This is a genomic window from Erythrobacter ramosus, from assembly GCF_009828055.1.
Lineage (GTDB): Bacteria > Pseudomonadota > Alphaproteobacteria > Sphingomonadales > Sphingomonadaceae > Erythrobacter > Erythrobacter ramosus.
On the sequence record NZ_WTYB01000002.1, the window covers coordinates 771,249 to 797,202 of the forward strand.

Genomic DNA, 25,954 nt, shown 5'->3' on the forward strand with positions numbered 1-25,954 from the left:
GTCTTGCAAGCGTTGAGCGCCAAAGGAGCAGGCAGCGGCACCCCCGCGCCGTTCGACCGTGCCGAGTGGTTCGCGCTGCTGGCCGAGACCGGGCTTGTGCCACTGATCGCGATGGCCAGCGATGCCGATTGCGCTGCCGCCTTGGCTCTGACCGAGGAAGGGGGGCGAATCGCTCCCTTGCGCAACTGGTACAGCTTTACCTGGCGCGAGCTTGCCCCGGCGGGTGCGGCGGGCGACCGGTTGCTCGAAGCGATTGCGCGGCAATTGAAGACGCGCGGCTATCGTGTGACGCTCGAACCCGTGCCGGGCGAGGATTGTTCTGCGGACCGGCTCACGCGCGCATTCCGCAACGCTGGATGGAAGGTCGCAGTGGAACCTTGCGATATCAATCACATTCTGCCTGTGCGCGGGCGCAGCTTTGCCGAATACTGGGAAAGCCGCCCCGGCCAGCTTCGAACGACGCTGAAACGCAAGGCGAAGAAGGTCGAAGTGGAGGTGCTCACCCACTTCGACGCGAACGTCTGGGCCGATTACGAAGCGATCTATGCTGCCAGCTGGAAACCCGCTGAGGATCAGCCCGCCATGCTGCGTGCCTTCGCCGAGGCGGAGGGCGCGGCGGGACGGCTGCGGCTAGGAGTGGCCCGAGCCGAGGGTATCGCGGTCGCAGCGCAATGCTGGACTGTCGAGAATTCAATTGCTTATATCCATAAGCTCGCCCATCTTGAAAGCCACAAGCCACTGTCCGCTGGCACCACGCTGACCGCTGCGCTGTTCCAGCACGTCATTGATGTCGACCACGTCGACCTCGTCGACTTCGGCACTGGCGATCAGGGCTATAAGGCCGACTGGATGGAGGACGTGCGTCCACGTTTCCGCGTCGATTGTCTCGACCCGGCACAGCTAAAAAGCTGGCCCCCGCTCACCAAGCGGCTGCTACGCCGTGGCGGAGCCTGAGGCGCGCACCTACGGACCCGCAGTGCTTGCACCCGGCCCCGCGCATGGCTAAGCCCCGCCGCCACGGCCAGACACAGGGATTTGGGCACGAATGACCACCATTCCGAACATCGATAGCGCAGCGGGCGAGGCCGCGCTCGATAGCGAACTCAAGGCGTTGATCGCCGATGTGTTGGGGCTCGACCCGGCGCAGGCCGCTGCCTTCGGTCCGGAATCGGGCCTCTTTGGCCACCTGCCCGAACTGGACTCGATGGCGGTCGCCGGATTGCTGACCGAAATGGAAGACCGGCTCGGCATCGTGATCGAGGATGACGATGTCGATGGCGAAATGCTGGAAACCTATGGCGGGCTGCTGGCATTTGCGCGCGCGAAGCTAGACCCCCGCTAGGCCGGCCTTGACCCCTCCCAGGGTGCCTCTCGGGTGATTTTCACGTGGAACCATCCGGCCCCCGACGGCGGCTCTCCGTCTGAGGAATTGCTGGTCGCCTTCGACCGTGGCCGCGCGGCGCGGGTGCTGGTGTGCCCGGCATGGTTTGACGAGGCGAACAAGCTGCGGCGTTTCACGATCGAGGTGATGCGGCGGCTGGATGCGGCGGGGATCGACAGCCTGCTGCCCGATCTGTCGGGGTGTAACGAGAGCCTTGCTCCGCTCGAAAATCAAACACTTGCAGGCTGGCGCGCAGGTATGGCCGCAGCGGGCAACGCGCTTGGCGCGACCCATGTGCTGGCGATCCGGGCGGGCGCGCTGGTCGCTCCGGCGGTGCTGCCCGGCTGGCACTATGCCGCACAAACCGGCCCCAAGCTGCTGCGCGGCATGATCCGCGCCAGAACCATCTCCGCCCGCGAGGCCGGAATGGCCGAGACGTCCGATGGGCTGATGGCACAAGGCCGCGCGAGCGGTCTGGTGCTAGGCGGCTGGCCCATCGGGGCGGCGATGTTCCGCGAACTCGAAACCGCCGAACCGGCGCTCGCCCCGGGCCAGACCGACATTGCCCAAAGCATGGTCGGCGGCCCCGGCCTATGGCTGCGCGCCGAACCTGATGAGGACGCGGGGCAGGCCGATCGCCTCGCCGCTCTCATCGCCGAAAGCATCGGAAATTCAGCGGCATGACGCGGCTTTCTCACACCTTTGGTTGCGGCAGCTTGACGCTGGCCGGCACGCTCGACACAGCGCCGGGGACCACGGGATTGCTGATCGTCAGCGGCGGCAACGAGATTCGCTCGGGCGCATTCGGCGGTCAAGCCGACATGGCCGCGCGGATCGCCCGCGCAGGCTTTCCGGTGTTCCGGTTCGACCGCCGCGGCATCGGCGACAGCGAAGGCGAGAACCGCGGGTTTCGCCATTCAGCCAAGGACATCGCTTGCGCCGTTGATGCCTTCCGCGCGATGACACCGCAGCTCGCGCGGGTCGTGGCTTTCGGCAATTGCGATGCGGCCTCGGCGCTGATGCTGGCGAGCGGTACTGGCTGCGATGGGCTGGTGCTTTCGAACCCCTGGACGATCGAGCAGGACGACGGCGGCGGCGCGGTGGACGATACCCCGCCCCCGGCCGCGATCCGCGCACGCTATCTCGAAAAGCTGAAAAACCCGCGCGAGGTCATGCGGTTGCTGGGCGGAGGTGTGAACCTTGGCAAACTGGCTCGCGGTATCGCCCACGCCCTGCGTCCACCCCCGCCGCCGTCAAGCCTCGCACAGGACATGGCAGCCGGGCTGGCGAGCTTCACCGGATCGGTGCGCATCCTCGTAGCCACGGCGGACCGCACTGCGCAAGTGTTCCAAGCAGCATGGGACAGGGACGACCCGCGCATCTGCCGCTGCGAGGGCGCAGGCCACGCCTATGTCGAGCCGGAGCACCGCACATGGCTGGAAGCTCAAATCCTTAAAAGCTTGCGCGCTTAACGCTCGAAATAACTTACCAATTCGACATGGGTGGACCAGCGGAATTGGCCGACAGGTCGCAGCTTCGCAAGCCGGAACCCGGCCTCCGCCAGCACCGCCGCATCGCGCGCCCAGCTTGAGGGATTGCAACTGACATAGACCACCCGCGAGACCGTGCTCGCCGCGATTTCTGCCACTTGGGCACGGGCGCCGGCGCGCGGCGGATCGAGCAGGATAGCGTCGAAGCGGTTCAACTCCTCGGGCTGGAGCGGCGAACGGAACAGGTCACGGTGGAGCGCCAGGACTCGGCCGCCGCTCATCGCCCCGGCCGCCTTGGACGCGAGATGCGCCGCACGTTCCGCCTCAACCGCCAGCACCTTGCTTCCCCCTCGCAGCGCAAAGGCAAAAGTGCCGAGACCTGCGAACAGGTCAGCGACAACCCGCGAACCCGCCAGCCATTCAGCAGCATCGGCGGCCATCACATGCTCGGCATCATGGGTCGCCTGAAGGAAGGCGCCAGGGGGCAGGCTCACCGGCACGCCGGACAAAGTCACCGTCGCCGGTTCAGGCTCCCAGACCGTCTCGGGACCGTACCCTTGATCAAAGGAAAGGCGCGCAAGCCCCTGTTCGCGCGCGAAATCGAGCGCAGCTTCGGTCGGGCCGAGGCCTTCGAGCGGGAAGTGCGTCAGGCACGCTTCAACGCCTTGATCCGCCAAGGTCAGATCGATACCGACCATTCCTTTCGGCCCATGCGCCGCCACAAACCGCCGCAGCGGCGCGATGAGTGCGGTGAGCGATGGGTGCAGCACCGGGCATTCGGCGAGATCGACCACGCGGTGCGACCCGCCCTCGCGGTATCCCAGCACTGCGCCCTTGGCCGTGCGCAGCCCATGGAGGCCCGCGCGGCGGCGGGTGGCGGGCGGCGAGAGGTGGACGGGGAGCAATTCGGACGGTTCTAGCCCCTGCCCCCGCGCGGCATTCACCACCCGGCCCTCGACAAACTCGGCGAGCGCCGTGTCGTCTGCGTGCTGCAACAGGCACCCGCCGCACACGCCGAAATGGCGGCAGGCTGGGGCGATGTGGTGCGGCCCCGGCGTGATGGCGCCAGCCTCGTCCACCATGTCGCCGGTTACGCCGCCTGCGATATGGCGGCCAGAGACGGTCACGCCGTCGCCCTTGGCGGCGAGGCGGATAATGGGTTCGAGATCGGTCACAGGCAGGCCGCTAGCGCCTCAGACACCCTTTCGGCAAGCTGCGTCGGTGTGAAAGCCGCCCCCGCCCGTCGTGCCGCCTCACCATGGAGCCACAGCGCCTCGCAGGCGGCGTTAAAGGGATCGGCCCCGTTCGCCATCCGGCTCGCAGCGATCCCGGCGAGCACATCGCCTGTTCCGGCCACTGACAGCCAGCTCGGCGCGGGCTGACCGAGCGCGATGCGGCCGTCAGGCGCGACGACGATGCTGTCCGGCCCCTTGGCCAGCACAACCATGCCGCTGACTCTGGCAAGGGCCAAAGCCCGATCGCGGCGGGTTTCCGCGATGACGCCAAAGCTGCGGCACAAAGCCTCAAGCTCACCGTCATGTGGGGTGACAAGCCTTGGCACTTCGCGGGCGAGCATCGCGGGGGTGAGCAGCATCAGCGCATCGGCATCGAGCACAAGTGCGCGAGCCTGCGCCAACGCTGCTTCGAGCCTTTCACGCGCCGCCTCATCACGCCCCAGCCCCGGCCCGACCAACACCGCAGCGATGCGCGGATCGGCCAGCGCCTCGGCGAGCGGCGCAGTGTCAGTCACCACATCGGGCGGCGTGCGCGGATCGACATGAGGGGCGAGCAGCTTCACATAGCCCGCGCCGGAACGCTGGGCCGCGGCAGCGGCTAGCAGGCTCGCCCCCGGCATTGCGCCGGTAACGATGCCAAGCAGCCCGCGGCGATATTTGTGACTATCCGCCGCGGGGGCGCTGAGGCGAGGCCGTTCGACCAGCTGCGCCGCGCCCTCCAGCGGCGCGATCCCGATCGGTATAAGCCGCATCTGCCCCATCAGCGACCGACCCGGCAGGCTCCAATGCGCGAACTTCCACGCGCCCAGCGCGAGGGTCAGGTCATAATCGGGCAGCCGCTCGTTCAGCACCGCGCCGCTATCGCTGGCAATGCCCGAGGGCACATCGACCGCGACCTTGTAACGATGCCGCGCCGCCAGATCGCGGATCAGCAAAGCGTGCTCGGCGACCAAGGGCCGTGCGAGGCCGGAGCCGAACAGGCAATCGACAAACACATCAGCCCCCGCCCCTCCCGCAGTGCTGACCGGCCCGTCCCACCGCCGCCGCGCCTCTTTGGCGGCGTCGGTTGCAGGGTCGAGCGGAGCGATCACTGCCACCGCATTGCCCGCATCGCGCAGGCGGCGGGCGATGACATAGCCGTCTCCGCCGTTGTTGCCTGGGCCGCACAGAACCGTCACCGCACGTCCGGCGGCAACCCGGCGGATCCACTCCGCTGCGCCTCCTGCGGCGATCTCCATCAGTTCCGAAACACTGGTGCCCGCATCGAATAGCGCCTGTTCGGCAGCGCGCATCTGGGCGGCGGTAAGGACCTGTGCGGCGGTCACTTTGGCGGCGGTTCGATGAGCGTGCGCGGGATCAGATAGCGATCTGCACCGATGGCAAAGGCCTCTGCGCCCGCTCCGCCCTGTTCGGGCACCAGCACCTCGGCCCCGTCACGCGGAGCAAGCGCGCCAGTGGCAGGATCGCGGGTCAGCCGCCTGAAGCCGCCGTCAGGGTGGTGGAGAATGACGTCATTCCCCGCCAGCTCCAGCGTGCAGACGGGCGAGAGCGCAGCCCCTGCGCCGATCGCGCATTCGACCTCGTCGCCCGGTGGCGGCGGGCTTTCCGCGGCGCCGCAGCCGGCCAGCACAACCAAGGCCGCAAGCGTGCTAGATGTCCGCAAACACATGGGTCTCCGCCTTTGCGCCGGGATGGGTGATGGCGCCGTAGCGAGCCAATCCGACGACCTGACTGTAACGCCACAAAGCGCCCGACTGGTAGTCGTTGGTGCGCGGCTGCCAGGCCTTGCGCCGCTCGGCTAGCACGTCCTCAGGTACGTCGAGTTCGATGGTGCCAGCTTCGGCATCGATGCTGATGATGTCGCCATCCTCGATCAGCCCAATGGGGCCACCGTCGGCTGCCTCCGGGCAGACATGGCCGATGCAGAAGCCGCGTGTGGCGCCCGAAAAGCGCCCGTCAGTGATCAGCGCGACCTTTTCGCCCATGCCCTGCCCATAGAGGGCGGCGGTGGTGGAAAGCATCTCGCGCATCCCGGGGCCGCCCTTGGGCCCTTCGTAACGGATCACGATCACGCAGCCCTCGGCAATGTCGCGCTTTTCCACGGCCGCGAACGCATCTTCCTCGCAATCGAACACCCGCGCCGGGCCGGAGAATTGCAGGCGCGCCATACCGGCGACCTTCACGATAGCCCCGTCAGGCGCGAGGCTACCCTTGAGGCCCACGACGCCGCCGGTCGGCGTGATCGGGGTCTTCACATCGTAGAACACCTTCTGATCGGGGTTCCAGGTGATCTCTTCCAAGTTCTCGCCGATGGTCTTGCCGGTGACGGTGATCGGGTTGGGATCGATGAACCCGCCGTCGAGCAGCGTCTTCATCGCCATATAGACCCCGCCCGCCTCGTGCATGTCCTTGGCGACATACCTACCACCGGGCTTCAAGTCTGCGATGTATGGCGTTGATTTAAAGACTTCAGCAACATCGAACAGGTCGAAATGGATCCCTGCCTCGCTCGCCATCGCGGGCAGGTGAAGCGCAGCGTTCGTGGAACCGCCCGTGGCCGCGACGACGCGGGCGGCGTTCATGAAAGCCTCACGCGTGCAGATGTCGCGCGGACGCAGATTGCGGGCGACAAGCTCCATGACCTGCTTGCCAGCGGCAACCGCGATATCATCACGCGATCGGTACGGCGCGGGCGCCATGTTGCTGTTGGGCAGGCTGAGGCCAATCGCCTCGCCGACGCAGGCCATGGTGTTGGCGGTGAACTGGCCGCCGCAGGCGCCGTGGCCGGGGCAGGCGACCTTTTCTAAAGCGATAAGCTCGGTCAGCGGGCAATTGCCTGCCGCATATTGCCCGACCGCCTCGAACACGTCGACCACGGTCACATCGTTGCCGCGGTGCGTGCCGGGGAGGATTGAGCCGCCATAGACGAAGATGCTTGGCACATTCAGCCGCAGCATCGCCATCATCATGCCTGGAAGGCTCTTGTCGCAGCCTGCAAAGCCGACCAGCGCGTCATAACAATGGCCTCGGACCGAAACTTCGATCGAGTCGGCGATGATCTCGCGGCTGATGAGCGAGGACTTCATACCCTGGTGGCCCATCGCGATGCCATCGGTGACGGTGATGGTGTTGAACCGGCGCGGGGTGCCGCCGCCCGCGATCACGCCCTCGCGGCAGATATCGGCCTGCGCGTTCAGAGTGGTGTTGCAGGGGGCCGAGTCGTTGCCCGCACTGACCACGCCCACAAAGGGCGCGGCGATTTCTTCCTCGGTCATGCCCATCGCGTAGTAGTACGAACGGTGCGGCGCGCGCTCCGGGCCGACCGAAACGTGACGGCTGGGGAGCTTCGACTTGTCAAACTTCTGCGACATAAGATTTCCCGTTGAAGGCAATTTGTGAAACGTCCCCTGCCTTCAGGCGAGCGCCGACGCAACCCTTTGCGCAATATTCGCCAACAATGCCGCCCAGCGGGTGTGGGCATGGGGGGTCTGGACGAGGTCCTGGCGCAGCTCGATCCCAAGGTAAGCGCGCCCTTGCGCCTCCGCATGGCGGTTCATGGTGTAATTGAGGTCGCGCCCCGAATAGGGGAGATTGTCGCCGACCTTCAGCCCCTCGGCTGCGAGCATGGGGATCGCGATGCGGGCGGCACGGTCATCGTGATTGTAGAGCACGCCCACCTGCCACGGCCGCGCTGCGTCCGAAGTTGCAAGGCGCGGGGTGAAACTGTGGAGCGAGAGGATCAGCGCGGGTTCGGCAGCGGCCAGCCATTGCTCCAGCGCGGTGTGATAGGGGCGGTGGAAGCGGTTGAGCCGCCCTTCCCTGTCCGCGCCGACATTGCCGGGGATCGGGTGCCCGTCGCTGGCTTCGGGGACGAGGCCGGGGGCGGTCTCCTCACGGTTGAGGTCGCAGACGAGACGACTGACTGCGGCGATGTGGGCGGGGATGCCGTGGCCCTGCGCCAGCAGCTCGGCGATCGCTTCGGTGCCAATGTCGACCGCGATATGTTCGTGCAGCAGGTGCTGGGGGATGCCGAGGGCGATGTCGGCGGGAACATGGTTCGAAGCATGGTCAGCGGTGCAGACGATCCCGCCGGGGGTGGGCATGCCGAGTTGGCGGAAGGCTTCGCTCATTGGCCCAAGCCCCGTTCGTGCTGAGCTTGTCGAAGCACCGCACTTCCTTTGCGGCGGCACTGGTTTTCAAGCAAGGATGGCCGTTGTCCCTGCGGGACAGCTTCGCTTCCGGCAAGCTCAGGGCGAATGGATCTTTGGAAACTCAACGAAGCCGTCCTGCCATTGTCCACCATTCCCTTGGCATCGCTGCCGCCGCCGCATCGCGGGCCTCAGGCGTGTTATAAAGCGCAAAGCAGGTCGCGCCCGAGCCCGACATCCGTGCGAGCCACGGCTTGGTCTCGGCCAGTGCCGCCAGCACCTCTGCGATCACCGGGCAGAGCGAAATGGCAGGGGCTTCGAGGTCGTTGCGCCCCTCCCTCGCGATCTTGGACGCCGGGCCTTCAGGCAGCGCCCCGCGATCCTCGCCATCCCACGCCTTGAACACCGGCCCGGTCGAGAGCGGCACGCGCGGGTTGACCAGCAGGACGGGGGTTCCGGCGAGGTCGTCCTCGACCTCGACCTGCTCGGTGCCGGTGCCGAGGCCGATATGGGTGCGGCTGAGGACGCAGGCAGGCACATCCGCGCCGAGCTTCGCCGCCCGCGCCTGCCAGTCCTCAGGCAGGCCGTGGAGCGCCTCGACAATCCGGAACACGGCCCCCGCATCCGCCGACCCGCCGCCGAGGCCAGCCGCAACGGGAAGGTTCTTATCCAGCGTCACCGCGAGCCCCTGTGGGCGCGGCAGCGCAGTCAGCGCGCGGGCGACGAGGTTGTCGAAAGGATTGTCCAGCCCGCCCGCAAACTCGCCCAGCGTGGTGACGCTGTCGGCTGCGGCAGGAGCGGCGCTCAGCACATCGCCCGCATCGACAAAGGCGAACAGGGTCTCAAGCTCGTGATACCCATCCTCCCGCCGCCTGCGGACATGCAGCGCGAGGTTGATCTTGGCGTAGGCGGTTTCGGTGGTCATCAGTCTTTCCAGTCGATCCGCGAGCCGATCTGCCATTCTGCGACGTCCATCTCGAACACTGCGCCGGTCTTCGCATTAATCGCATACCAGCCGAGCAATACGCTCCCGCATCCTTGCGGCTCACGGCAATGGGCGTTGATCCTCAGGATATAGAAGCCCGGATGCTCTTCGTCTTTCCCCCCGTCGCAGCTTGCCATTTGGTCCGCACGATAGATCTTGTTAGCGGCCAGAACGGCGATGACCCGCTCGCATGCTCCATCGTCGGACGTCACGGGCTTTGGCCGTTCCGCAGCCGCGCAAATGGCTGACAACGTGGTAGCAAGCACCGCGAGGACGAGATTGACGTAAGGGATCCGCGTGACCGACAAACTTCAATACTTCGTCATTGCGAGGAGCCGCAGGCGACGCGGCAATCCATGGCCGGTGATCCGCTGATCTGCGCTCGGTCCATGGATTGCTTCGCTCCGCTCGCAATGACGAATGTGGGCTTCTTGCCTCACATATTCGGATAGTTCGGCCCGCCGCCACCTTCCGGCGTCACCCAGTTGATGTTCTGGTTGGGGTCCTTGATGTCGCAGGTCTTGCAGTGGACGCAGTTCTGCGAGTTGATCTGGAACTTGGGCTCGCCGGTCTTCTCATCGGTCAGCCACTCATAGACCCCCGCCGGGCAGTAGCGCGCCGAGGGCCCGCCGAAGACGCCGAGTTCGCTCACCTTCTGCAATTGCAGGTCCGCAACCTGCAAGTGGCAGGGCTGGTCCTCGGCATGGTTGGTGTAGCTGTAGGCGACGTTGGTGAGGCGGTCGAAGGTGATGACACCATCGGGCTTGGGGTAGTCGATCTTCGGGTAGAGATCGGCACGGCCAGTGTTGGTGTAATCGGCGTGGTGCTTCATGCTGATCGGCAGGCCGATCTTCAATGTGCGCATCCACATGTCGATGCCCGCCAGCACTGTGCCGATATCGCCGCCGAACTTGGCGACCGCAGGCTCCGCGTTCTGGACGACCTTCAGCTCGGTCGCGATCCAGCTGGAGCGGACCGCCGCGTCGTAATCGGCAAGCTCGGTCTTCTCTTGACCCGCCGCGATTGCCGCCGCGATGCTCTCGGCCGCCAGCATCCCGCTCTTCATCGCCGTGTGGCTGCCCTTGATGCGCGGCACGTTCACAAAGCCCGCCGCGCAGCCGATCAGCGCGCCGCCAGGGAAGGCGAGCTTGGGCACCGACTGCCAGCCGCCTTCATTGATCGCGCGCGCGCCGTAGCTCACACGCTTGCCGCCTTCGAGATATTCGCGGATCGCGGGGTGCTGCTTCCAGCGCTGGAATTCCTGATAGGGCGAGACCCAGGGGTTTTTGTAATCGAGTGCGGTCACGAAGCCCAAGGCCACCTGACCGTTTGCCTGATGGTAGAGGAAGCCCCCGCCCCAGCTTTCGCTTTCGGTCAGCGGCCAGCCCTGCGTGTGGATCACGCGGCCCGGCTTGTGCTTCTTGGGATCGATGTCCCACAGCTCCTTGATGCCGAGGCCATAGACCTGCGGCTGGCAATTCGCCTCAAGGTCGTACTTCGCCTTCATCCGCTTGGTGAGGTTACCGCGCGCACCTTCGGCCAGCACGGTGTACTTGGCGTGGATTTCCATGCCGGGGGTGTAATCGCCCTTGTGGCTGCCATCGGCGGCAACGCCCATGTCCTGCGTGATGACGCCGGCAACGCGGCCGTCCTCGTCAATCATCACATCGGCCGCGGGGAAGCCCGGGAACACCATCACGCCCAACCCCTCGGCCTGTTCGGCCAGCCAGCGGGTCAGATTGCCGAGCGAACCGGTGTAGCAGCCGTGGTTGCTCATCAGCGGCGGCATGATCGCGTGAGGGATCGAGGTCTTGCCGGTCTTCGACAGGACCCAGTGCCAGTTATCGGTCACCGGGGTTTCTGCCATCGAACAACCCTGCTCACGCCAATCGGGGAGCAGCTCGTCCAAAGCCTTGGGATCGACCACCGCGCCTGACAGGATATGCGCCCCGATTTCGGAGCCCTTTTCCAGCACGATCACTTCCAGTTCGGCGTTGATCTGCTTCAACCGGATCGCGGCTGCCAGCCCCGCAGGACCGCCCCCGACGATCACGACATCGCAGGGCATTGATTCACGTTCGATCATGGGGCTTTCCTGATCCTTGTTGGTATTGGGCGCGCAGGCCGCACAGTCTGGCGATATGCCTTCATTGTCCACTTGCTAACACCCTCGGGGACAGTCAAGACCCGCGTTGGATAGCATGACCCCTCAATGAGCCGGCCCGAACTTTCGATAGCGCGCGAATTTGAAGCGGCGCTTGCCTGGTGGCACGCGGCGGGGGTCGATTGCGACTATGCGGGTGACGCTACGGCGTGGTTGGCCGATGTGCCCTTGGCCAAGCCTACCGCAGATGCCAACAAGGCCGGTTCATCGCGCGGCGGTTCCGCTCAGGCGCCGGGCCCAGCCAGTGAATCCGTCGCCGCCCGCTCCTTGCCCGCCGCGCCACCATCACCACCCGCAACGCTGCGCCGCGATCTTTTGGGCGAATCGCCGCCGCAGGATTTGGCCGCTTTCCGCGACTGGTGGATGACGGCGCAAGGGATCGACACCGCGCGCGCTTTTCCCCGGATTGCGCCGCGTGGAGAGGCTGAGGCTGCGCTGATGGTGCTGGTGCCGCAGCCCGAGGAAGCGGATCGCGACCGCCTGCTGTCCGGGCCGCAAGGACGCTTGCTCGCCAATATACTCGGCGCGATCGGGCTGGACGAAAGCGCGGTCTATATCGCCGCCGCGCTGCCCTGCCACACGCCAATGGCCGATCTGGCGATGCTGGCGGCGGGCGGGATGGACGCGGTGACGGCGCATCACATCAGCTTGGTGCGTCCCGCGCGGGTGATCGCCTTTGGCACCGGGCTTGCCCCGATGCTCGGCGCGAATGAAGCCGAACAACCTTTACGCGAAATCAACCATGCCGGTGGCAAAGCTCCGGTAATGGTGAGCGAAACGCTCGATTCCCTGATGGAAATGCCCCGGCTTAAAGCCCGGTTCTGGCGGAGATGGACGCAATGGTCGCCCCCACTATGAAACTTCGCCTGCGCGTGCTGACAGCGACGGTGCTGGCTGCGGCGGCCCTGCCTGCACCGCTGGCCGCGCAATCGGGCGATCTGGTCGCGCGCTGGAATGGCGCAACCCCGGCTGAGACGGCCATTGCCCCGGTGCTGACGCCCGAGGAGCGCAACGCCTATCGTCAGGTCTTCACCGCCATCGATGCCGAACAGTGGGATGTGGTCGAAAACCTGCTGGCCCAGCGGCCCGAAGGCGTGCTGACCCAGGCCGCCCGTGCCGAATTCTATACCCACGCCAACAGCCCCAAGGTGTCCGCCGAACAGATCGCCAGCTGGTTTGCAGCCGGCACCGATCTCCCGCAGGCCGAACAACTCGCAAAGATGGGGGCCAAGCGCGGGGTTACCTACTTGCCGCCCCTGCCGAGTGAACAGGGCTTTTCGCGCCAACCCTATGCGCCCAAGCGGATCCTGCCGCGCTCCGTCAACGACGGCACCATGCCGAGCGCCACTGCGAGCCTGATCCTCGAAGCGATCAAGGCCGACAATCCCGGCGAAGCGCAGCGCCTGCTCGCCGAAATCGATCCAATGCTCTCCAGCGATGCGCGCGCCGAGTGGCGCGAGCGGGTGGCATGGAGCCACTATATCGAGAACAATGACGCCGCCGCGCTGGAACTGGCGCGCACCGTGGCCGAAGGCTCAGGCGAGTGGGTCGCGGAAGGCGCGTGGGTCGAAGGCCTGTCATCGTGGCGGCTGGGCTATTGTGCGCTGGCGGCTGAGGCGTTTGCGCGGGTGGCTGGCGGTGCTTCCAATGTCGAACTGGCCGCCGCCGGGCATTATTGGGCACACCGCGCGCTGGTGCGGTGCCGGGAGCCTGAGCAGGCGCAGCAGCACCTGTCTGCCGCAGCTCAGCTAAACGAGACGCTGTACGGGATGCTCGCCGCCGATCAGCTCGGGGTCGAACTGCCCGCCCATGCCCCGCCGCCGCCGTTCAGCCGTGACGATTGGGCGCAGCTGGCCCAGCGGCCCAATGTGCGCGTGGCCGCCGCCCTCGCTGAGATCGGGCGGCCCAGTCTGGCGGATGAAGTGCTGCGCCACGAAGCGCAGATCGGCCCGGCCTATCAGTATAGCGCCCTCGCCCGACTGGCGCGCGAGATGGGCCTGCCCTCCACCCAGCTGTTCATGGCTCACAATGCGCCTTATGGCACCCGCAGCGATCCGAGCCTGCGCTTCCCCGTCGCCCATTGGCAACCCGTCGGCGGGTGGCAGGTCGACCCGGCGCTCGCCTTTGCCCATGCCTTGCAGGAATCGAACTTCCGCGCCTCGGCCGTGAGCCCCGCCAATGCGCGCGGGTTGATGCAGATCATGCCCGGCACGGCGCGCGATCATTCGGGCAGGTTAAGCCTCGGCGCGAGCTACGAGGATCTGAACGACCCGCAGGTCAATCTCGCCTATGGCCAGCGCCACCTTGCGATGCTGCGCGATCACCCCGCGACCGGCGGCGTGCTGCCCAAGATCATGGCGGCCTATAACGCCGGCCTCACCCCGGTCGGGCGCTGGAATTACGAGATCAACGATCAAGGCGATCCGCTGCTCTGGATGGAATCGATCCCCTATTGGGAAACGCGCGGCTATGTCGCGATTGTGATGCGCAATTACTGGATGTATGAGCGTGCCGCAGGCGTCCAATCGCCCAGCCGACGGGCGCTTGCGCAAGGGCGCTGGCCCGAATTTCCGCAGGCTGCTACGACCCGCTCGGCCCGATTGGAGCCGTAACGGGAGCGGATAGAGTGGCGATTGACGAGAGCCGGGTTTTCAAACCGATCAACATTGCCGTCCTGACCGTATCCGACACGCGCACGCCGGAGACCGACACCTCGGGCAATATTCTGGCGGCGCGGGTGACAGGCGCGGGGCACAATCTGGCGGCGCGGATGATCGTGAAGGATGACGCGAAGCTGCTCGCTGCCCAGTTCGATGCTTGGATCGACGATCCGGCCATCGACGCTGTGGTCAGCACGGGCGGCACGGGTCTGACGGGCCGCGATGTCACCCCCGAAGCGCTCAGCCTGATCGAAGGTGCCCGCGACATTCCCGGCTTTGGCGAACTGTTCCGCTGGCTAAGCTTCAAGAGCATCGGCACCAGCACCGTCCAATCGCGCGCCTGCGCGGTGGTGGCGCGCGGCACCTATATCTTCGCACTCCCCGGATCGAACGGGGCGGTGAAGGACGGCTGGGACGGGATTCTGTCGGAGCAACTCGACAGCCGCAATCGGCCCTGCAACTTTGTCGAGCTGATGCCGCGGCTGAAGGAAGTTTAGCCCTTTGCCGTCACCCCAGCGCAAGCTGGGGCCCAGGGCGGCTCGGACGGCATTTGCCGCCCGAGGTCCCAGCATAGGCCTTCGGCCACCTTCGGTTCCGCTGGGATGACGATGGTTGGCATCGCACCCTTTGTTCTCTATACGTTCCAGCCATGCCAGAGCGAATCCATGGCCGCGGTGCACAATCGGCGGCGGTCCCCACCCGCTTCGGATTGGCGGAGCGCGAGGTCGATGGCGACTGGCGCGATCATATGCAATCGCTCGACGGCCCGCCGGTCAAACTGCGCACCACGGTGACCGAGGAGCGCCCGAAGTCGATCCTCACCTTCAACCAATCCCCCGACGTGCCATTCGACCGCTCGATCAACGCCTATCGCGGGTGCGAGCATGGCTGCGTCTATTGCTTCGCCCGCCCCACCCACGCCTACCACGACCTCTCACCCGGCCTGGATTTTGAGACTCGGCTGTTCGCCAAGCCTAACGCGGCCGAATTGCTCAAGGCGACGCTGTCGAAGCGCGGCTACCGCCCCAAGCCGATAGCGATGGGCACCAACACCGATCCCTATCAGCCGATCGAGCGCGATTACCGCATCACGCGCCAAGTGCTGGAAGTCTGTCTGGAGGCCCGCCACCCCGTGACCATCACCACCAAGTCAGACCGGGTGCTGGACGATGCCGATCTGCTGGCGGCCTTGGCACGCGAGAAGCTGGTGGCGGTATCGATCTCGGTGACGAGCCTCGACCCCGTGCTATCCGCCAAGCTCGAACCGCGCTGCGCCGCCCCTGCCAAACGGCTTGCGGCGCTGGGGCGGTTGGTGGAACTGGGCGTGCCGGTGCACTGCTCGATCTCGCCGATCATCCCGGCAATCACCGATGAATTCATCGAAGCCACCACCGCCGAAGTGGTGCGGCGAGGGGTGCAAAGCGTCAACTGGATCCCCCTGCGCCTCCCCCACGAGGTCGCGCCGCTGTTCCGCGAATGGCTCGCGGTCCATTATCCCGAGCGCGCAGGCAAGGTGATGAGCATCGTGCGCGAAATGCGCGGCGGGCGGGACAATGACCCGAACTTCCACAGCCGCTTCAATCCGCAAGGCGTGTGGGCCGATCTGATCCGTGCGCGGTTCAATCTGGCGTGCAAGCGGGCGGGAATTGCGAAGGTGCGGTTCGAGCTGGATTGCTCACGGTTCCGGGCGCCGGAAATGGGTGGGCAGTTGCGGTTGCTTTAGCTCACCCGAACCCATCCCCCACCTCGCCCGGCGCGAACCGCACCAAGCGGCTATCAACTAGCGCCGCCGTACGGTTGACGACGGCCATCTGGTACTCCGGGTCCTTCAGCATCGCGAAGAATGCACCCGCGTTGGGGTACTGCGCCACGAAGCCATCGTGCCAGCGCTCGCCCTCCGGCCCCGTCACCACCGTCTGGAAGCTCCCGCGCCACAGGATGGTGCCGCCGACGCGCTGGAAGATCGGGCCGCTGGTCTTGCCATATTCCTCATAGGCGCGCTTGCCGCTCCAGCCCTTGCCGGCGTGCTCATGGCCCTCGGGATAGTCGGCCAAATCGCGGTACAGCAGCAGGTTGAGCATATTGATCGGTGTATCGCGCGGCAGGTCCTTGAAGGCCTGAAAGTTCACCGGCGAGGGGTCGATATAGGTTTCGCAGGTCATGGCTCATGTCCCTCCAGCGTCAGATCGCATTGCATATAGACCGTATCGAGCCTGCGCCCGAACTTGAAGCCGACATTGCGCATCCGGCCAGCTTGAACGAAGCCGCACTTGGCGTGGAGCGCAATCGAGGCAGGCTCGCCCCCGCCGATCACGGCGATCATCTGCTCGAAGCCGCTCACCCGCGCGGCAGCAACCAGCGCAGCGAGCAGGGCCGATCCCACCCCGCCCCCGCGCGCCGTCTCAGAAACATAGATGCTATCCTCACAGGTGCGCGCATAGGCGGCGCGGTCGCGGAACTGTGTGGCGTAGCAATAGCCAAGCACCTCACCGTCCCGCGCGGCGACAAGGAACGGCCACTCGCGCGAAGAGACGGCTGCGATCTTGTCCGCCCAGGTCGCCGCATCGGGCGCAACCGTGTCGAAGGTCGCCGTGCTGTGCGCGACGTGAAACGCGTAGATGTCGCAAACGGCCTGCGCATCGCTCGCGAGCGCAGGCCGGATGGTCATGTCAGCCAAGCGTGTAGTCCGCAAAGCGGTCGCGCAGGTCCTTCTTGCTGATCTTGCCGGTCGCCGTGTGCGGGATGTCGTCGACGAATTCGACCGCATCGGGCAGCCACCACTTGGCGATCAGCGGCTTCAGGTGTTCGACGATCTCGTCGCCCGAGACCTCGGCGCCCGCTTTCTTGACCACGAACAGCACCGGGCGCTCGTCCCACTTGGGGTGGTAGATGCCGATGCAGGCCGCCTCGGCCACGGCGGGATGCCCGCAAGCCGCGTTCTCAAGCTCGACCGAGCTGATCCACTCCCCACCCGATTTGATCACATCCTTGGTGCGGTCGGTTAGCTGCAAGGTGCCGTCCGGGTGGAGGATGCCGACGTCGCCCGTATCGAACCAGCCGTCATTGCCGACTGCGTCTGTCTCTGCCTTGAAGTAGCGCCTGATCACCCACGGCCCGCGGATCTGGAGTGCGCCGCTGGTCTTGCCGTCGCGCGGCAGTTCGGTCGCCATGTCCGAGAGGTCGACCGTGCGAAGCTGGACGCCGAAGATGGGACGGCCCTGCATGGCGGTCTTTTCGACCTTCTGCTCCAGCGTGAGGCTGTCCCAGTCCCAGGTCGGCCCACCCACCGTGCCGATCGGGCTGGTTTCGGTCATGCCCCAGGCGTGCTGAACACGGGTGCCGTTCTTCAGCAAACGCTCGATCATGAACTTCGGCGCCGCCGAGCCGCCGATGGTGGCGGCCTTCAGGGGCGGCAAGTCGACGCCCTCGCGGTCGCAATACTGGAAATGCGCCAGCCATACGGTCGGCACGCCCGCACTGTCCGTCACGCCTTCACGCAGCATCAGATCGTGGAGCACGGCGGGATCGTTGACCGCCGAGAACACGAACTTGATCCCCGCCATCGCGCCCGCGTAGGGCAAGCCCCAGCTCGCCGCGTGGAACATCGGCACCACCGGCAGCATCACCGAAGCCGAGCTGAAATTGAAGGCAGCCGGTTGCAGCCCGCTCATCGCGTGGAGCACGGTCGAGCGGTGCTCGTATTGCACGCCCTTGGGATTGCCGGTGGTGCCAGAGGTGTAGCAGATCATGCACGGATCGGTTTCGGGGCCGGTGACCCATTCGAAATCGCCATCCTCTGCCGCGATCCAGTCTTCAAAGGCGGAGGAATGCGCGCCGCTATCGTAGCAGATATAGTGCTCGACCGTGGTCCAGCGCTCGCGCATCCGGTCTACGATCGGCTGGAACGCCGCGTCGTAGCACAGCACCCGGTCTTCGGCGTGGTTGACGATGTAGTCGAGCTGATCGTCGAACAGGCGCGGGTTCACGGTGTGGAGCACGCCGCCCATCCCGGCCACGCCATACCAGCTGACCAAGTGGCGGGAGTGGTTCATCGCGAGGCTCGCGACCTTGTCACCCGGTCGCAGACCCAGACGCTGCAAGGCCTGCGCCATCTTCAGCGCATCGCGGCGGATGCCCGCCCAGTCGGTCCGCGTTTCGCTCCCATCGGCCCAACGGCTCACGATCTCGCGTTCGGGCGCTTCGCGCGCGGCGTGATCGATCACCGCGGTTACCCGCATGGTCCAGTCCTGCATTGCCCCGAGCCTGGTTCCGGCCATTGTCTGTCTCTCTCCCATTGTGATTTAATTTCGCCGCGCGGAAACCGCACAGGCTGTGTTCATGCCTTTGCTTATAGGCCTTGGCAATCGGTTCGCCCAATCGCTGACACGTTTCGTCCCGATGTCATGAAACATTCCGACCATCGCGACACTATCCCACTCGCCGCTCTCAATACCCGTGTGTCACAGCTGTGGCACAGAGCGGCGCCAGTTAGGCCCGGGCATCCCTTTTCGAGAGATTAAAACAATGAAAAAGACTGCAATTCTCATGGCAGGCGCCGCGATGATCGTCGCCGCGCCCGCATTCGCACGTGAAGGCCAAGCCTATATCGGCATCAATGGCGGCGTCAGCTTCGACGATCAGGTCGATGTCGACATCGACACTGGCAACGACACGTACAACAACGCGGCCTTTGCCGACACCAATCTCGGCATCGATGGCGATGTGGTGATCGGTTACGACTTCGGCGCGTTCCGGCTCGAAGCAGAAGGCGGCTACAAGCGCGCAGGCTATGAAGGCCTCACCGTGGTCAACTCGGCGATCCTGCCGGGCGGCCTGACTGTTCCTTCGGGCACACGGGTCCAGAACTCGCGCGATCTCGAAATCTACAGCGGCATGGTCAATGCGCTGGTCGAATTCGGCAATGATGACGGCTTCCAGGTCTTCGGCGGCGGCGGCGTTGGTATTGCCAACATGAAGCTCCCGGTCGAAGTGGCTGGCGTTGGCACCGTGATTGACGACAGCGCGACCGATTTCGCGTGGCAGCTGCTGGCCGGCGCGCGCCTTGCGGTGACCGATAATGTCGATCTCGGCGTGAAGTACCGTTATTTCGTCGCGGACAATTTCGATTTGCAGGCCGCCAATGGCCGCGATCTGCGCGCGGATTACTCGGCCCATTCGGTGCTGGCGAGCCTGACCTACAACTTCGGTGGTCGTCCCGCGCCCGCTCCGGTGGCAGCCCCGCCGCCGCCCCCGCCCGTGATGGCACCCCCGCCCCCGCCGCGTCCGGTCGCTCCCCCGCCGCCGCCCAAGGCCGCGTGCAACACCGGCCCGTACATCGTGTTCTTCGATTTCGACCGTTCGGACATCTCGCCCGAAGCTTCGACGATCCTGAACAACGCGGTCACCGCCTATGCCAATTGCGGCATGGCGCGCGTGATGCTGGCCGGTCACACCGACAAGGCCGGGAGCGCGCAGTACAACATGGCGCTCGCCGGACGGCGTAACGAAGCCGTGCGCAGCTATATGACCGGTCGCGGCATACCTTCGGGTCAGATTTCGGGCGAAGCGTTTGGCGAAAGCCAGCCGCGCGTGCCGACCGCTGATGGCGTGCGCGAAGCGCAGAACCGCCGCGTGGAAGTGAGCTACGGCCCGGGTTCGGGAATGTAATTCTCGCTCCGTTTGACGGATGAATGAGAGGGGGGCGGAGCGATCCGCCCCCTTTTTCGTGTCCGCTCAGGCGACCAGCCGCAGGTTCCCGCGCTTCTTGAGCGGCACCAGCGCGACCTTGGCGATACCCTCGACCGCCGCCAGCCGTTCGGCCAACTCGCCATTCAGCACGAAATTGCTGCCGAGCCGCATCTGCACCTGATCGCCGTCCGCCAACATCAGCCGCACCAGCACTTCGCCAGAGCCGGTCGGACGCTCACCCTGGGCCGCGGCAAGTTCGATCTGGAGTTCGCGCAAGGCTTCGACCGAGGCGATATAGGCGCTGAGCTCCATCGCCGTCGCTCCGATCACCGCTGCCAGCGGCCGCGCGCCGCGCACGGTGAGGCGGGGCGGCTCGTCCGGGCTTGGCGCGTCAAGCTCCACCGTCAGCAGCAGGCATTCGCCATCCGCCGCCCAGCGTTCAAACTGCGGCACCAGCGCCTCTTCGAAGCAAGCGGCGGAGAACTGCCCCGAGCTGTCGGAGAAATCCGCCCGAACAAAGGTGCCGCCCTTGCGCGTGCGCGCCTTGGTGATGCCTTCGACCATCACTGCCATCACCGCCGACCCGCGCCCGCCCGCAGGCGCGCCCGCTTCCATCAGACTTTGATAGGTGCGCGCGCCATTGGCCGAAGCGACATCGCGGAACTGCTGCACCGGGTGGGCCGAAAAATAGAACCCGAAATTCTCGCGCTCCTTGGCCATCCGGTCGGTACGCGACCACGGCTCGCACGCTTGCAGGCGCAAATCTTCCGCCGGTCCGGAGTCGCCGCCGAACAGCCCGACCTGCCCGCTGGAACGTTCCCGGATCGCCGCATCGGCAACCGCCATCAGCAGATCGGCATTGGCGAACAGCAGCGCGCGATTGGGCTCCAGCCCGTCAAACGCGCCCGCGCAGATCAGACCTTCAAGCTGGCGGCGGTTCATGGTGCCCTGCGGCACCCGCTCGAACAGGTCCTTGAGGCTGGCGAAAGCGCCGTTCGCAGCGCGCTCGGCCACGATCGCATCCATCGCCTTTTCGCCGACATTGCGGATCCCCGCGAGCGCATAGCGCACCGCGTAGCCGTGATCGGTCTGCTCAACGGTAAATTCGGCCTCGCTGGCGTTGATGCAGGGTGCCAGCACCTCAACACCGCCGTGCCCATTGGGATAGCGGCGCGCGTCATCGACAAAGACGTTCAGCTTCTCCGACTGGTGCATGTCGAAGCACATCGAGGCGGCGAAGAACTCCTCGGGGTAATGCGCCTTCAGCCAAGCGGTCTGGTAGGCGAGCAGCGCATAGGCGGCGGCGTGGGACTTGTTGAAGCCGTAGCCTGCGAACTTGTCGATCAAGTCGAACAGCTCGTTGGCGCGCTTGGCCTCAATCCCCGAGCTTTCCTTGCAACCCTCACAGAACCGCCCGCGCTGGGCGTCCATTTCGGCCTGCACCTTCTTGCCCATCGCGCGGCGCAGCAGGTCGGCATCGCCGAGCGAATAGCCCGCCAGCACCTGCGCGGCCTGCATGACCTGTTCCTGATAGACGAAGATGCCGTAGGTTTCGGCAAGGATGCCTTCGAGCTTGGGGTGCGGGTATTCGATCGGCACCACGCCCGCCTTGCGCTGGCCGAACAGCGGGATGTTGTCCATCGGGCCGGGCCGGTAGAGCGAGACGAGCGCGATGATGTCGCCAAAGTTGGTCGGCTTCACCGCCTTCAGCGTGCGGCGCATGCCTTCGGATTCCAGCTGGAACACGCCGACCGTATTGCCGGTCTGCATCAGGTTATAGACCTGCGCATCGTCCAAAGGCAGCGCGCCCAGATCGATCGTGATGCCGCGCGCTTCGAGCAGATCGACCGCTTTGCGCAGCACCGATAGCGTCTTCAGCCCGAGGAAGTCGAACTTCACTAGCCCGCTCGATTCGACATACTTCATGTCGAACTGCGTCACCGGCATATCGGAACGCGGGTCGCGGTAGAGCGGCACCAGCTGCGCCAGCGGCCTGTCGCCGATCACCACGCCAGCCGCGTGGGTCGATGAATTGCGGGGCAAGCCTTCCAGCTGCATCGCGAGATCGACGAGGCGCTTCACGTCCTTGTCGTTGTCATACTCACGCCGGAAATCCGCCGCGCCATTCAGCGCGCGCGGCAGCGGCCAGGGGTCAGTCGGGTGATTGGGCACCATCTTGCACAGCCGGTCGACCTGACCGTAGCTCATCTGCAAGATACGCCCGCAGTCGCGCAGCACCGCGCGGGCCTTCAGCTTGCCGAAGGTGATGATCTGCGCGACGTGATCGCTGCCGTATTTGGCCTGAACGTAACGGATCACCTCGCCGCGCCGCGTTTCGCAGAAGTCGATATCGAAGTCGGGCATCGACACGCGTTCGGGGTTCAGGAAACGTTCGAACAGCAGGCCGAGCTTGATTGGATCAAGGTCGGTGATGGTCAGCGCCCAAGCCACCGCCGAGCCGGCGCCCGAACCGCGCCCCGGCCCCACCGGAATGCCCTGATCCTTGGCCCACTTGATGAAGTCGGCAACGATCAGGAAGTAACCAGGGAAGCCCATGTTGACGATGACGTTGATCTCGAATTCGAGGCGGTCGAAATAGACCTTGCGCTCCTCCTCGGTGAGATCGGGATAGGCCGCCAGTCGCGCCTCAAGGCCGGCGCGCGAATCCTCCGCCAGCATCCGCGCCTCACCCGAAAGGTCGCCTGCAAGGCTAGGCAGGATCGGCTTGCGGTACGGCGGCGCGAAAGCGCAGCGCTGGGCGATCACCAGCGTATTGGCGGTCGCCTCGGGCAAGTCGGCGAAGGCCTCCTCCATCATCGCCGCCGATTTGACGAAAGCCTGCGGGTTGGAGCGTGGGCGATCCTCCGCGTCGATCTGGGTCGAGTTGGCGATGCACAGCATGGCGTCATGCGCCTTGTGCATATGCGGTTCAGCAAAGTTTGCCGGGTTGGTGGCAACCAGCGGCAGGCCTCGCGCGTAAGCGAGGTCGATCAACGCCTCCTCGGCCCGTTCGCACACCGGATCGCCGTGGCGCGCGAGTTCGATATAGAGCCGTCCCGGAAACAGCGCTTCCAGCCGGTCAGCGAGCCGCGCGGCGGCCTCATGCTGGTCCTCGGCCAGCAGCCGGGTCAGCCCACCCTCGCCCGCGCCGGTCAGCGCGATCAGACCAGCGGTGCGGCCCTCAAGGTCAGCGAGGGTGACGTGGGGATCGCGTTCCAGCGGCCGGTCAAGGTGCGCGGACGAGACCAGATAGCACAGGTTGTCATAGCCCGCGTCGTCCTGCGCAAACAGGGCGAGGTAATCGACCCCGCCGCGCTCATCATCCCGCGCCACGCCCAGCATCGCGCCGATGATCGGTTGCACGCCTTCGCTCTTGCAGGCCGCAGCGAAAGCCATGATCCCGTAAAGCCCGTTGCGGTCGCAGATGGCGATCGCGGGATAGCCGCGCTCCTTCGCCAGCTTGGCAATGTCCTTGGGATCGATCGCCCCTTCGAGCATCGAGTAGGACGAGAGCACGCGCAGGGGGACGAAGGGAGCGAAGGGCATGGACGCAGATATGCGCAATCGTCCCGTCAGCGCCAAGGGTGGCTTCCACAGGAAACTCTCGTCGTCCCGGACTTGATCCGGGATCGGTCACAATTTCAGACCGACCCCGGCTCGGGGGCCGGGGCGACGAATTAGGGCTAAAGCAGCGCTTCGATATCCCGCGCGATCTTCTCCGGCGCGTCGGTCGGGCCGTAGCGCTTCACCACGTTGCCATCCCGGCCGATCAGGAACTTCGTGAAATTCCACTTGATCGAGGTCGACCCCATCAGCCCTTTGGCTGAGGTCTTCATCCAGTCATACAGCGGCGAGGCCTTGGTGCCATTGACGTCGATCTTGGCCATCAGCGGGAAGGTGACGCCGAAATTGACCTTGCAGAACTCGGCGATCTCGTCCGCATTGCCGGGTTCCTGACCGCCGAACTGGTTGCAGGGGAAGCCCAGCACTTCAAAGCCCTGATCCTTGTATTGCTGGAACAGCTTTTCCAGCCCGTCATACTGCGGGGTGAAGCCGCATTTGCTCGCGGTGTTGACCACCAGCAGCACGGTGCCGAGCTTGTCCTTGAGGTCGAGGGGCTCACCCCGGTTGGTGGTGACGGTGAAGTCGGCAATCGTCGTCATATCCGTGATCCCCTGTTAATGCGTTTATACGAGCACACCTTCCTTGAGGCGCACCACCCGGTCCATTTTTGCCGCGAGGCGTTCGTTGTGAGTCGCGACCAGCGCCGCGCTGCCTTCGCCCCGCACCAGCGCGAGAAATTCGGCCAGCACATTATCGGCAGTGACTTCATCGAGGTTGCCGGTCGGCTCGTCCGCCAGCACCAGCGTCGGCCGGTTGGCGAGCGCGCGGGCGACGGCGACGCGCTGTTGCTCCCCGCCTGAAAGCTGGCTGGGGCGGTGGGTCAGGCGCTGGCCGAGGCCGAGGATGGTGAGCAGGCTATCCGCCCGCGCTTCTGCCTCCGCCCGCACTACACCCAGGATCATCTGCGGCATCACCACATTCTCGCGCGCGTTGAAATCGGGCAGCAGGTGGTGGAACTGATAGACGAAGCCGAGATGTTCGCGCCTGAGCCGGGTGCGCTGATCGCTGGCGAGATCTTCGGCACGTTCGCCCGCCACGCTGATCGAACCTTCGAACCCGCCTTCGAGCAGGCCCACAGCTTGCAGCATCGTCGATTTGCCCGAGCCGGACGGCCCCAGCAGGGCGACAATCTCACCCGGCATGATGTCGAGATCGATGCCGCGCAGCACTTCGATCCGCTGCCCGCCCTGCTCGAAGGCGCGCTTCAATCCGCGCAGGGACACGATCGGTGCGCCAGTGACGAGAGGACTACTCATAACGCAGCACCTGCACCGGATCGGTGTTCGCCGCCTTGAGCGCGGGATAGAGCGTCGCGAGGAAGCTCATCCCCAACGCCAGCATGACAATGCCGAAAACTTCCCACGGATCGGTCCGCGATGGCAGGGTGGAGAGGAACCGCACCTGCGGGTCCCAGATTTCCTGACCGGTCGCAAAGGCGATGAAATCGACAATCGGCTCGCGGAAGAACAGGATAATCGCGCCGAGTGCCAGCCCCGTCATCGTCCCGATCGCGCCCACCGTGGTGCCGGTGGTGACGAAGATCTTGAGCAAGCTGCGCCGCGTGGCGCCCATCGTGCGCATGATCGCAATGTCGCGGGTCTTGGCGCGCACCAGCATGACGAGGCTGGACAGAATGTTGAACGCCGCGACCAAAACCATGAACGACAGCGCAAAGAACATCGCCACCCGCTCCACCTGCAAGGCTTCGAACAAAGCGGAGTTCATCGTTTTCCAATCAGCGATCAGGGCCTTGCCCGTCAGCCGTGCGGACACGGGCGCGAGGATTTCGCCGACCTTGTCCGGGTCATCCACCGTCACTTCGATCTGCGCGACAGAATCGCCCATCAGCAGCAGGCTTTGGGCTTCGGCCAGCGGCAGCATCACGAACCGCTCGTCGAAGGTGTAGATGCCAACCTCGAAAATCGCCCCGACCCGGTAGGGAATCTGGCGCGGGGTCGTGCCAAACGGCGTGGTGCGGCCAGCCGGATTGAGGATCGTGATTGTATCGTTAACCCGAATACCAAGGTTCTGAGCAAGCCGGCTTCCGATGGCGACTTGACGCAGGCCGTCTTCACCTGATGGGGCATAGAGGCTGTCGATGTTACCCAGCAGCACCTTGTCCCCCAGCGCTTTGATATCCTTGTCGGATTGGCCGCGCAGGAAGATCGCCTCGGCGCTGCCATTGTAAAGTATCAAAAGCGGCTTTTCGATCAGAGGCGCCGCTTCAACCACGCCCGGTGTCTTCTCGATATCGGCCATGACATCGCGCCAGTCATTGAGCTTGCCGTCATAGCCCTGCACCACGGCATGGCCGTTCAGCCCCACGATCTTGTCGAGCAATTCGCCGCGAAAGCCGTTCATCACGCTCATCACGACCACCAGCAGCGCCACCGAAAGCGCCACCACGCCGACCGATATGCCCGCGACAAGCGCAATGAACGCCTCCCCCTTGCCGGGCCAGAGGTAGCGTTTGGCGATCATCCATTCGAAGGGGGAGAGCATGAGAGGTGCGGGTTGCCCGTTATTGGCTGAACCCTGCCTGTAGAGCGCCTGCTGGCCCGCGGCAATCCAATGTTACC

Annotated in this window: 24 protein-coding genes; 9 read left to right on the forward strand and 15 right to left on the reverse strand. The window is 65.3% G+C overall.

Going from position 1 to position 25,954, the window contains the following annotated elements; translation table 11 throughout:
* The first annotated feature begins 12 nt into the window (after positions 1–12).
* The 4 genes from GRI59_RS10300 to GRI59_RS10315 all read left to right on the forward strand — a co-directional run bounded on the left by GRI59_RS10300 (position 13) and on the right by GRI59_RS10315 (position 2,853).
* Entirely contained in the window at positions 13–954 is a 942-nt protein-coding gene (locus GRI59_RS10300; RefSeq protein ID WP_237440771.1) for a GNAT family N-acetyltransferase, read from the forward strand.
* Positions 955–1,045: 91 nt separating this feature from the next.
* Positions 1,046–1,342, forward strand: coding sequence for an acyl carrier protein (locus GRI59_RS10305; protein ID WP_160761081.1), 297 nt, complete (start codon positions 1,046–1,048; stop codon positions 1,340–1,342).
* Positions 1,343–1,375: 33 nt separating this feature from the next.
* The gene (locus tag GRI59_RS10310) at positions 1,376–2,065 is read left to right on the forward strand and encodes an alpha/beta hydrolase family protein (RefSeq protein WP_160761082.1); all 690 of its coding nucleotides are present in this window, start codon (positions 1,376–1,378) and stop codon (positions 2,063–2,065) included.
* Positions 2,062–2,853, forward strand: a complete 792-nt coding sequence (locus tag GRI59_RS10315; RefSeq protein WP_160761083.1) for a hydrolase 1, exosortase A system-associated — start codon at positions 2,062–2,064, stop codon at positions 2,851–2,853. The genes GRI59_RS10310 and GRI59_RS10315 overlap by 4 nt, the downstream gene beginning before the upstream one ends.
* Here GRI59_RS10315 and GRI59_RS10320 read toward each other — a convergent pair.
* The 8 genes from GRI59_RS10320 to GRI59_RS10355 form a co-directional block, all read right to left on the reverse strand.
* On the reverse strand, positions 2,850–4,046 hold the full coding sequence (locus GRI59_RS10320) for a class I SAM-dependent RNA methyltransferase (protein ID WP_160761084.1): 1,197 nt from the start codon (positions 4,044–4,046) through the stop codon (positions 2,850–2,852). The two genes, GRI59_RS10315 and GRI59_RS10320, sit on opposite strands and share 4 nt — an antisense overlap.
* A complete protein-coding gene (locus tag GRI59_RS10325) occupies positions 4,043–5,431 on the reverse strand; it encodes an NAD(P)H-hydrate dehydratase (RefSeq protein ID WP_160761085.1) in 1,389 nt (462 codons plus the stop codon). Before GRI59_RS10325 ends, GRI59_RS10320 begins: the two co-directional genes overlap by 4 nt.
* Positions 5,428–5,742 carry a hypothetical protein gene (locus GRI59_RS10330; protein WP_160761086.1) on the reverse strand — a complete coding sequence of 105 codons (315 nt, stop codon included), beginning with the start codon at positions 5,740–5,742 and terminating at the stop codon, positions 5,428–5,430. Before GRI59_RS10330 ends, GRI59_RS10325 begins: the two co-directional genes overlap by 4 nt.
* Before the next feature lie 13 nt (positions 5,743–5,755).
* Positions 5,756–7,477: a dihydroxy-acid dehydratase gene (ilvD, locus tag GRI59_RS10335; protein WP_160761087.1), complete on the reverse strand. Its 1,722-nt coding sequence runs from the start codon at positions 7,475–7,477 to the stop codon at positions 5,756–5,758.
* Positions 7,478–7,519: 42 nt separating this feature from the next.
* On the reverse strand, positions 7,520–8,236 hold the full coding sequence (locus tag GRI59_RS10340; RefSeq protein WP_160761088.1) for an N-formylglutamate amidohydrolase: 717 nt from the start codon (positions 8,234–8,236) through the stop codon (positions 7,520–7,522).
* A 142-nt stretch (positions 8,237–8,378) separates the two neighbouring features.
* On the reverse strand, positions 8,379–9,179 hold the full coding sequence (locus tag GRI59_RS10345; protein ID WP_237440772.1) for a 4-(cytidine 5'-diphospho)-2-C-methyl-D-erythritol kinase: 801 nt from the start codon (positions 9,177–9,179) through the stop codon (positions 8,379–8,381).
* The gene (locus GRI59_RS10350; protein ID WP_160761089.1) at positions 9,179–9,451 is read right to left on the reverse strand and encodes a hypothetical protein; all 273 of its coding nucleotides are present in this window, start codon (positions 9,449–9,451) and stop codon (positions 9,179–9,181) included. Before GRI59_RS10350 ends, GRI59_RS10345 begins: the two co-directional genes overlap by 1 nt.
* Before the next feature lie 224 nt (positions 9,452–9,675).
* A complete protein-coding gene (locus GRI59_RS10355) occupies positions 9,676–11,325 on the reverse strand; it encodes an electron transfer flavoprotein-ubiquinone oxidoreductase (protein WP_160761090.1) in 1,650 nt (549 codons plus the stop codon).
* Positions 11,326–11,451: 126 nt separating this feature from the next.
* Here GRI59_RS10355 and GRI59_RS10360 point away from each other — a divergent pair, with 126 nt between their 5' ends.
* The 4 genes from GRI59_RS10360 (at position 11,452) to GRI59_RS10375 (ending at position 15,786) form a co-directional block, all read left to right on the forward strand.
* On the forward strand, positions 11,452–12,261 hold the full coding sequence (locus GRI59_RS10360) for a uracil-DNA glycosylase family protein (protein ID WP_160761091.1): 810 nt from the start codon (positions 11,452–11,454) through the stop codon (positions 12,259–12,261).
* Positions 12,258–14,015: a lytic transglycosylase domain-containing protein gene (locus tag GRI59_RS10365; protein ID WP_160761092.1), complete on the forward strand. Its 1,758-nt coding sequence runs from the start codon at positions 12,258–12,260 to the stop codon at positions 14,013–14,015. The genes GRI59_RS10360 and GRI59_RS10365 overlap by 4 nt, the downstream gene beginning before the upstream one ends.
* A gap of 14 nt (positions 14,016–14,029) precedes the next feature.
* Positions 14,030–14,560 (forward strand): molybdenum cofactor biosynthesis protein B, encoded by a 531-nt coding sequence (gene moaB / locus GRI59_RS10370; protein WP_160761093.1) that lies wholly within the window; start codon positions 14,030–14,032, stop codon positions 14,558–14,560.
* 152 nt (positions 14,561–14,712) lie between these two features.
* A complete protein-coding gene (locus GRI59_RS10375; protein ID WP_160761094.1) occupies positions 14,713–15,786 on the forward strand; it encodes a PA0069 family radical SAM protein in 1,074 nt (357 codons plus the stop codon).
* A gap of 1 nt (position 15,787) precedes the next feature.
* On the opposite strand, the gene GRI59_RS10380 is transcribed toward GRI59_RS10375, so the two are convergent.
* From GRI59_RS10380 to GRI59_RS10390, 3 genes are read right to left on the reverse strand one after another with little or no spacing between them, the layout of a single operon-like run.
* The gene (locus GRI59_RS10380; RefSeq protein WP_160761095.1) at positions 15,788–16,225 is read right to left on the reverse strand and encodes a DUF1330 domain-containing protein; all 438 of its coding nucleotides are present in this window, start codon (positions 16,223–16,225) and stop codon (positions 15,788–15,790) included.
* Positions 16,222–16,731, reverse strand: coding sequence for a GNAT family N-acetyltransferase (locus GRI59_RS10385; protein WP_160761096.1), 510 nt, complete (start codon positions 16,729–16,731; stop codon positions 16,222–16,224). Before GRI59_RS10385 ends, GRI59_RS10380 begins: the two co-directional genes overlap by 4 nt.
* A 1-nt stretch (position 16,732) precedes the next feature.
* A complete protein-coding gene (locus GRI59_RS10390) occupies positions 16,733–18,340 on the reverse strand; it encodes a long-chain fatty acid--CoA ligase (RefSeq protein ID WP_160761097.1) in 1,608 nt (535 codons plus the stop codon).
* 247 nt (positions 18,341–18,587) lie between these two features.
* On the opposite strand from GRI59_RS10390, the gene GRI59_RS10395 reads away from it, so the two are divergent.
* Positions 18,588–19,730 carry an OmpA family protein gene (locus tag GRI59_RS10395; protein WP_160761098.1) on the forward strand — a complete coding sequence of 381 codons (1,143 nt, stop codon included), beginning with the start codon at positions 18,588–18,590 and terminating at the stop codon, positions 19,728–19,730.
* 66 nt (positions 19,731–19,796) lie between these two features.
* Here the strand turns inward: GRI59_RS10395 and dnaE are convergent, their stop codons facing one another.
* From dnaE to GRI59_RS10415, 4 genes are all read right to left on the reverse strand, one after another.
* The gene (gene dnaE, locus GRI59_RS10400) at positions 19,797–23,297 is read right to left on the reverse strand and encodes a DNA polymerase III subunit alpha (protein ID WP_160761099.1); all 3,501 of its coding nucleotides are present in this window, start codon (positions 23,295–23,297) and stop codon (positions 19,797–19,799) included.
* A gap of 137 nt (positions 23,298–23,434) precedes the next feature.
* On the reverse strand, positions 23,435–23,914 hold the full coding sequence (locus tag GRI59_RS10405) for a glutathione peroxidase (protein WP_183363605.1): 480 nt from the start codon (positions 23,912–23,914) through the stop codon (positions 23,435–23,437).
* A gap of 24 nt (positions 23,915–23,938) precedes the next feature.
* Complete coding sequence (locus GRI59_RS10410; RefSeq protein WP_160761100.1) at positions 23,939–24,631, reverse strand: ABC transporter ATP-binding protein; 693 nt, start codon at positions 24,629–24,631, stop codon at positions 23,939–23,941.
* Positions 24,624–25,877 carry a lipoprotein-releasing ABC transporter permease subunit gene (locus GRI59_RS10415; RefSeq protein WP_160761101.1) on the reverse strand — a complete coding sequence of 418 codons (1,254 nt, stop codon included), beginning with the start codon at positions 25,875–25,877 and terminating at the stop codon, positions 24,624–24,626. The genes GRI59_RS10410 and GRI59_RS10415 overlap by 8 nt, the downstream gene beginning before the upstream one ends.
* Positions 25,878–25,954: the final 77 nt, after the last annotated feature.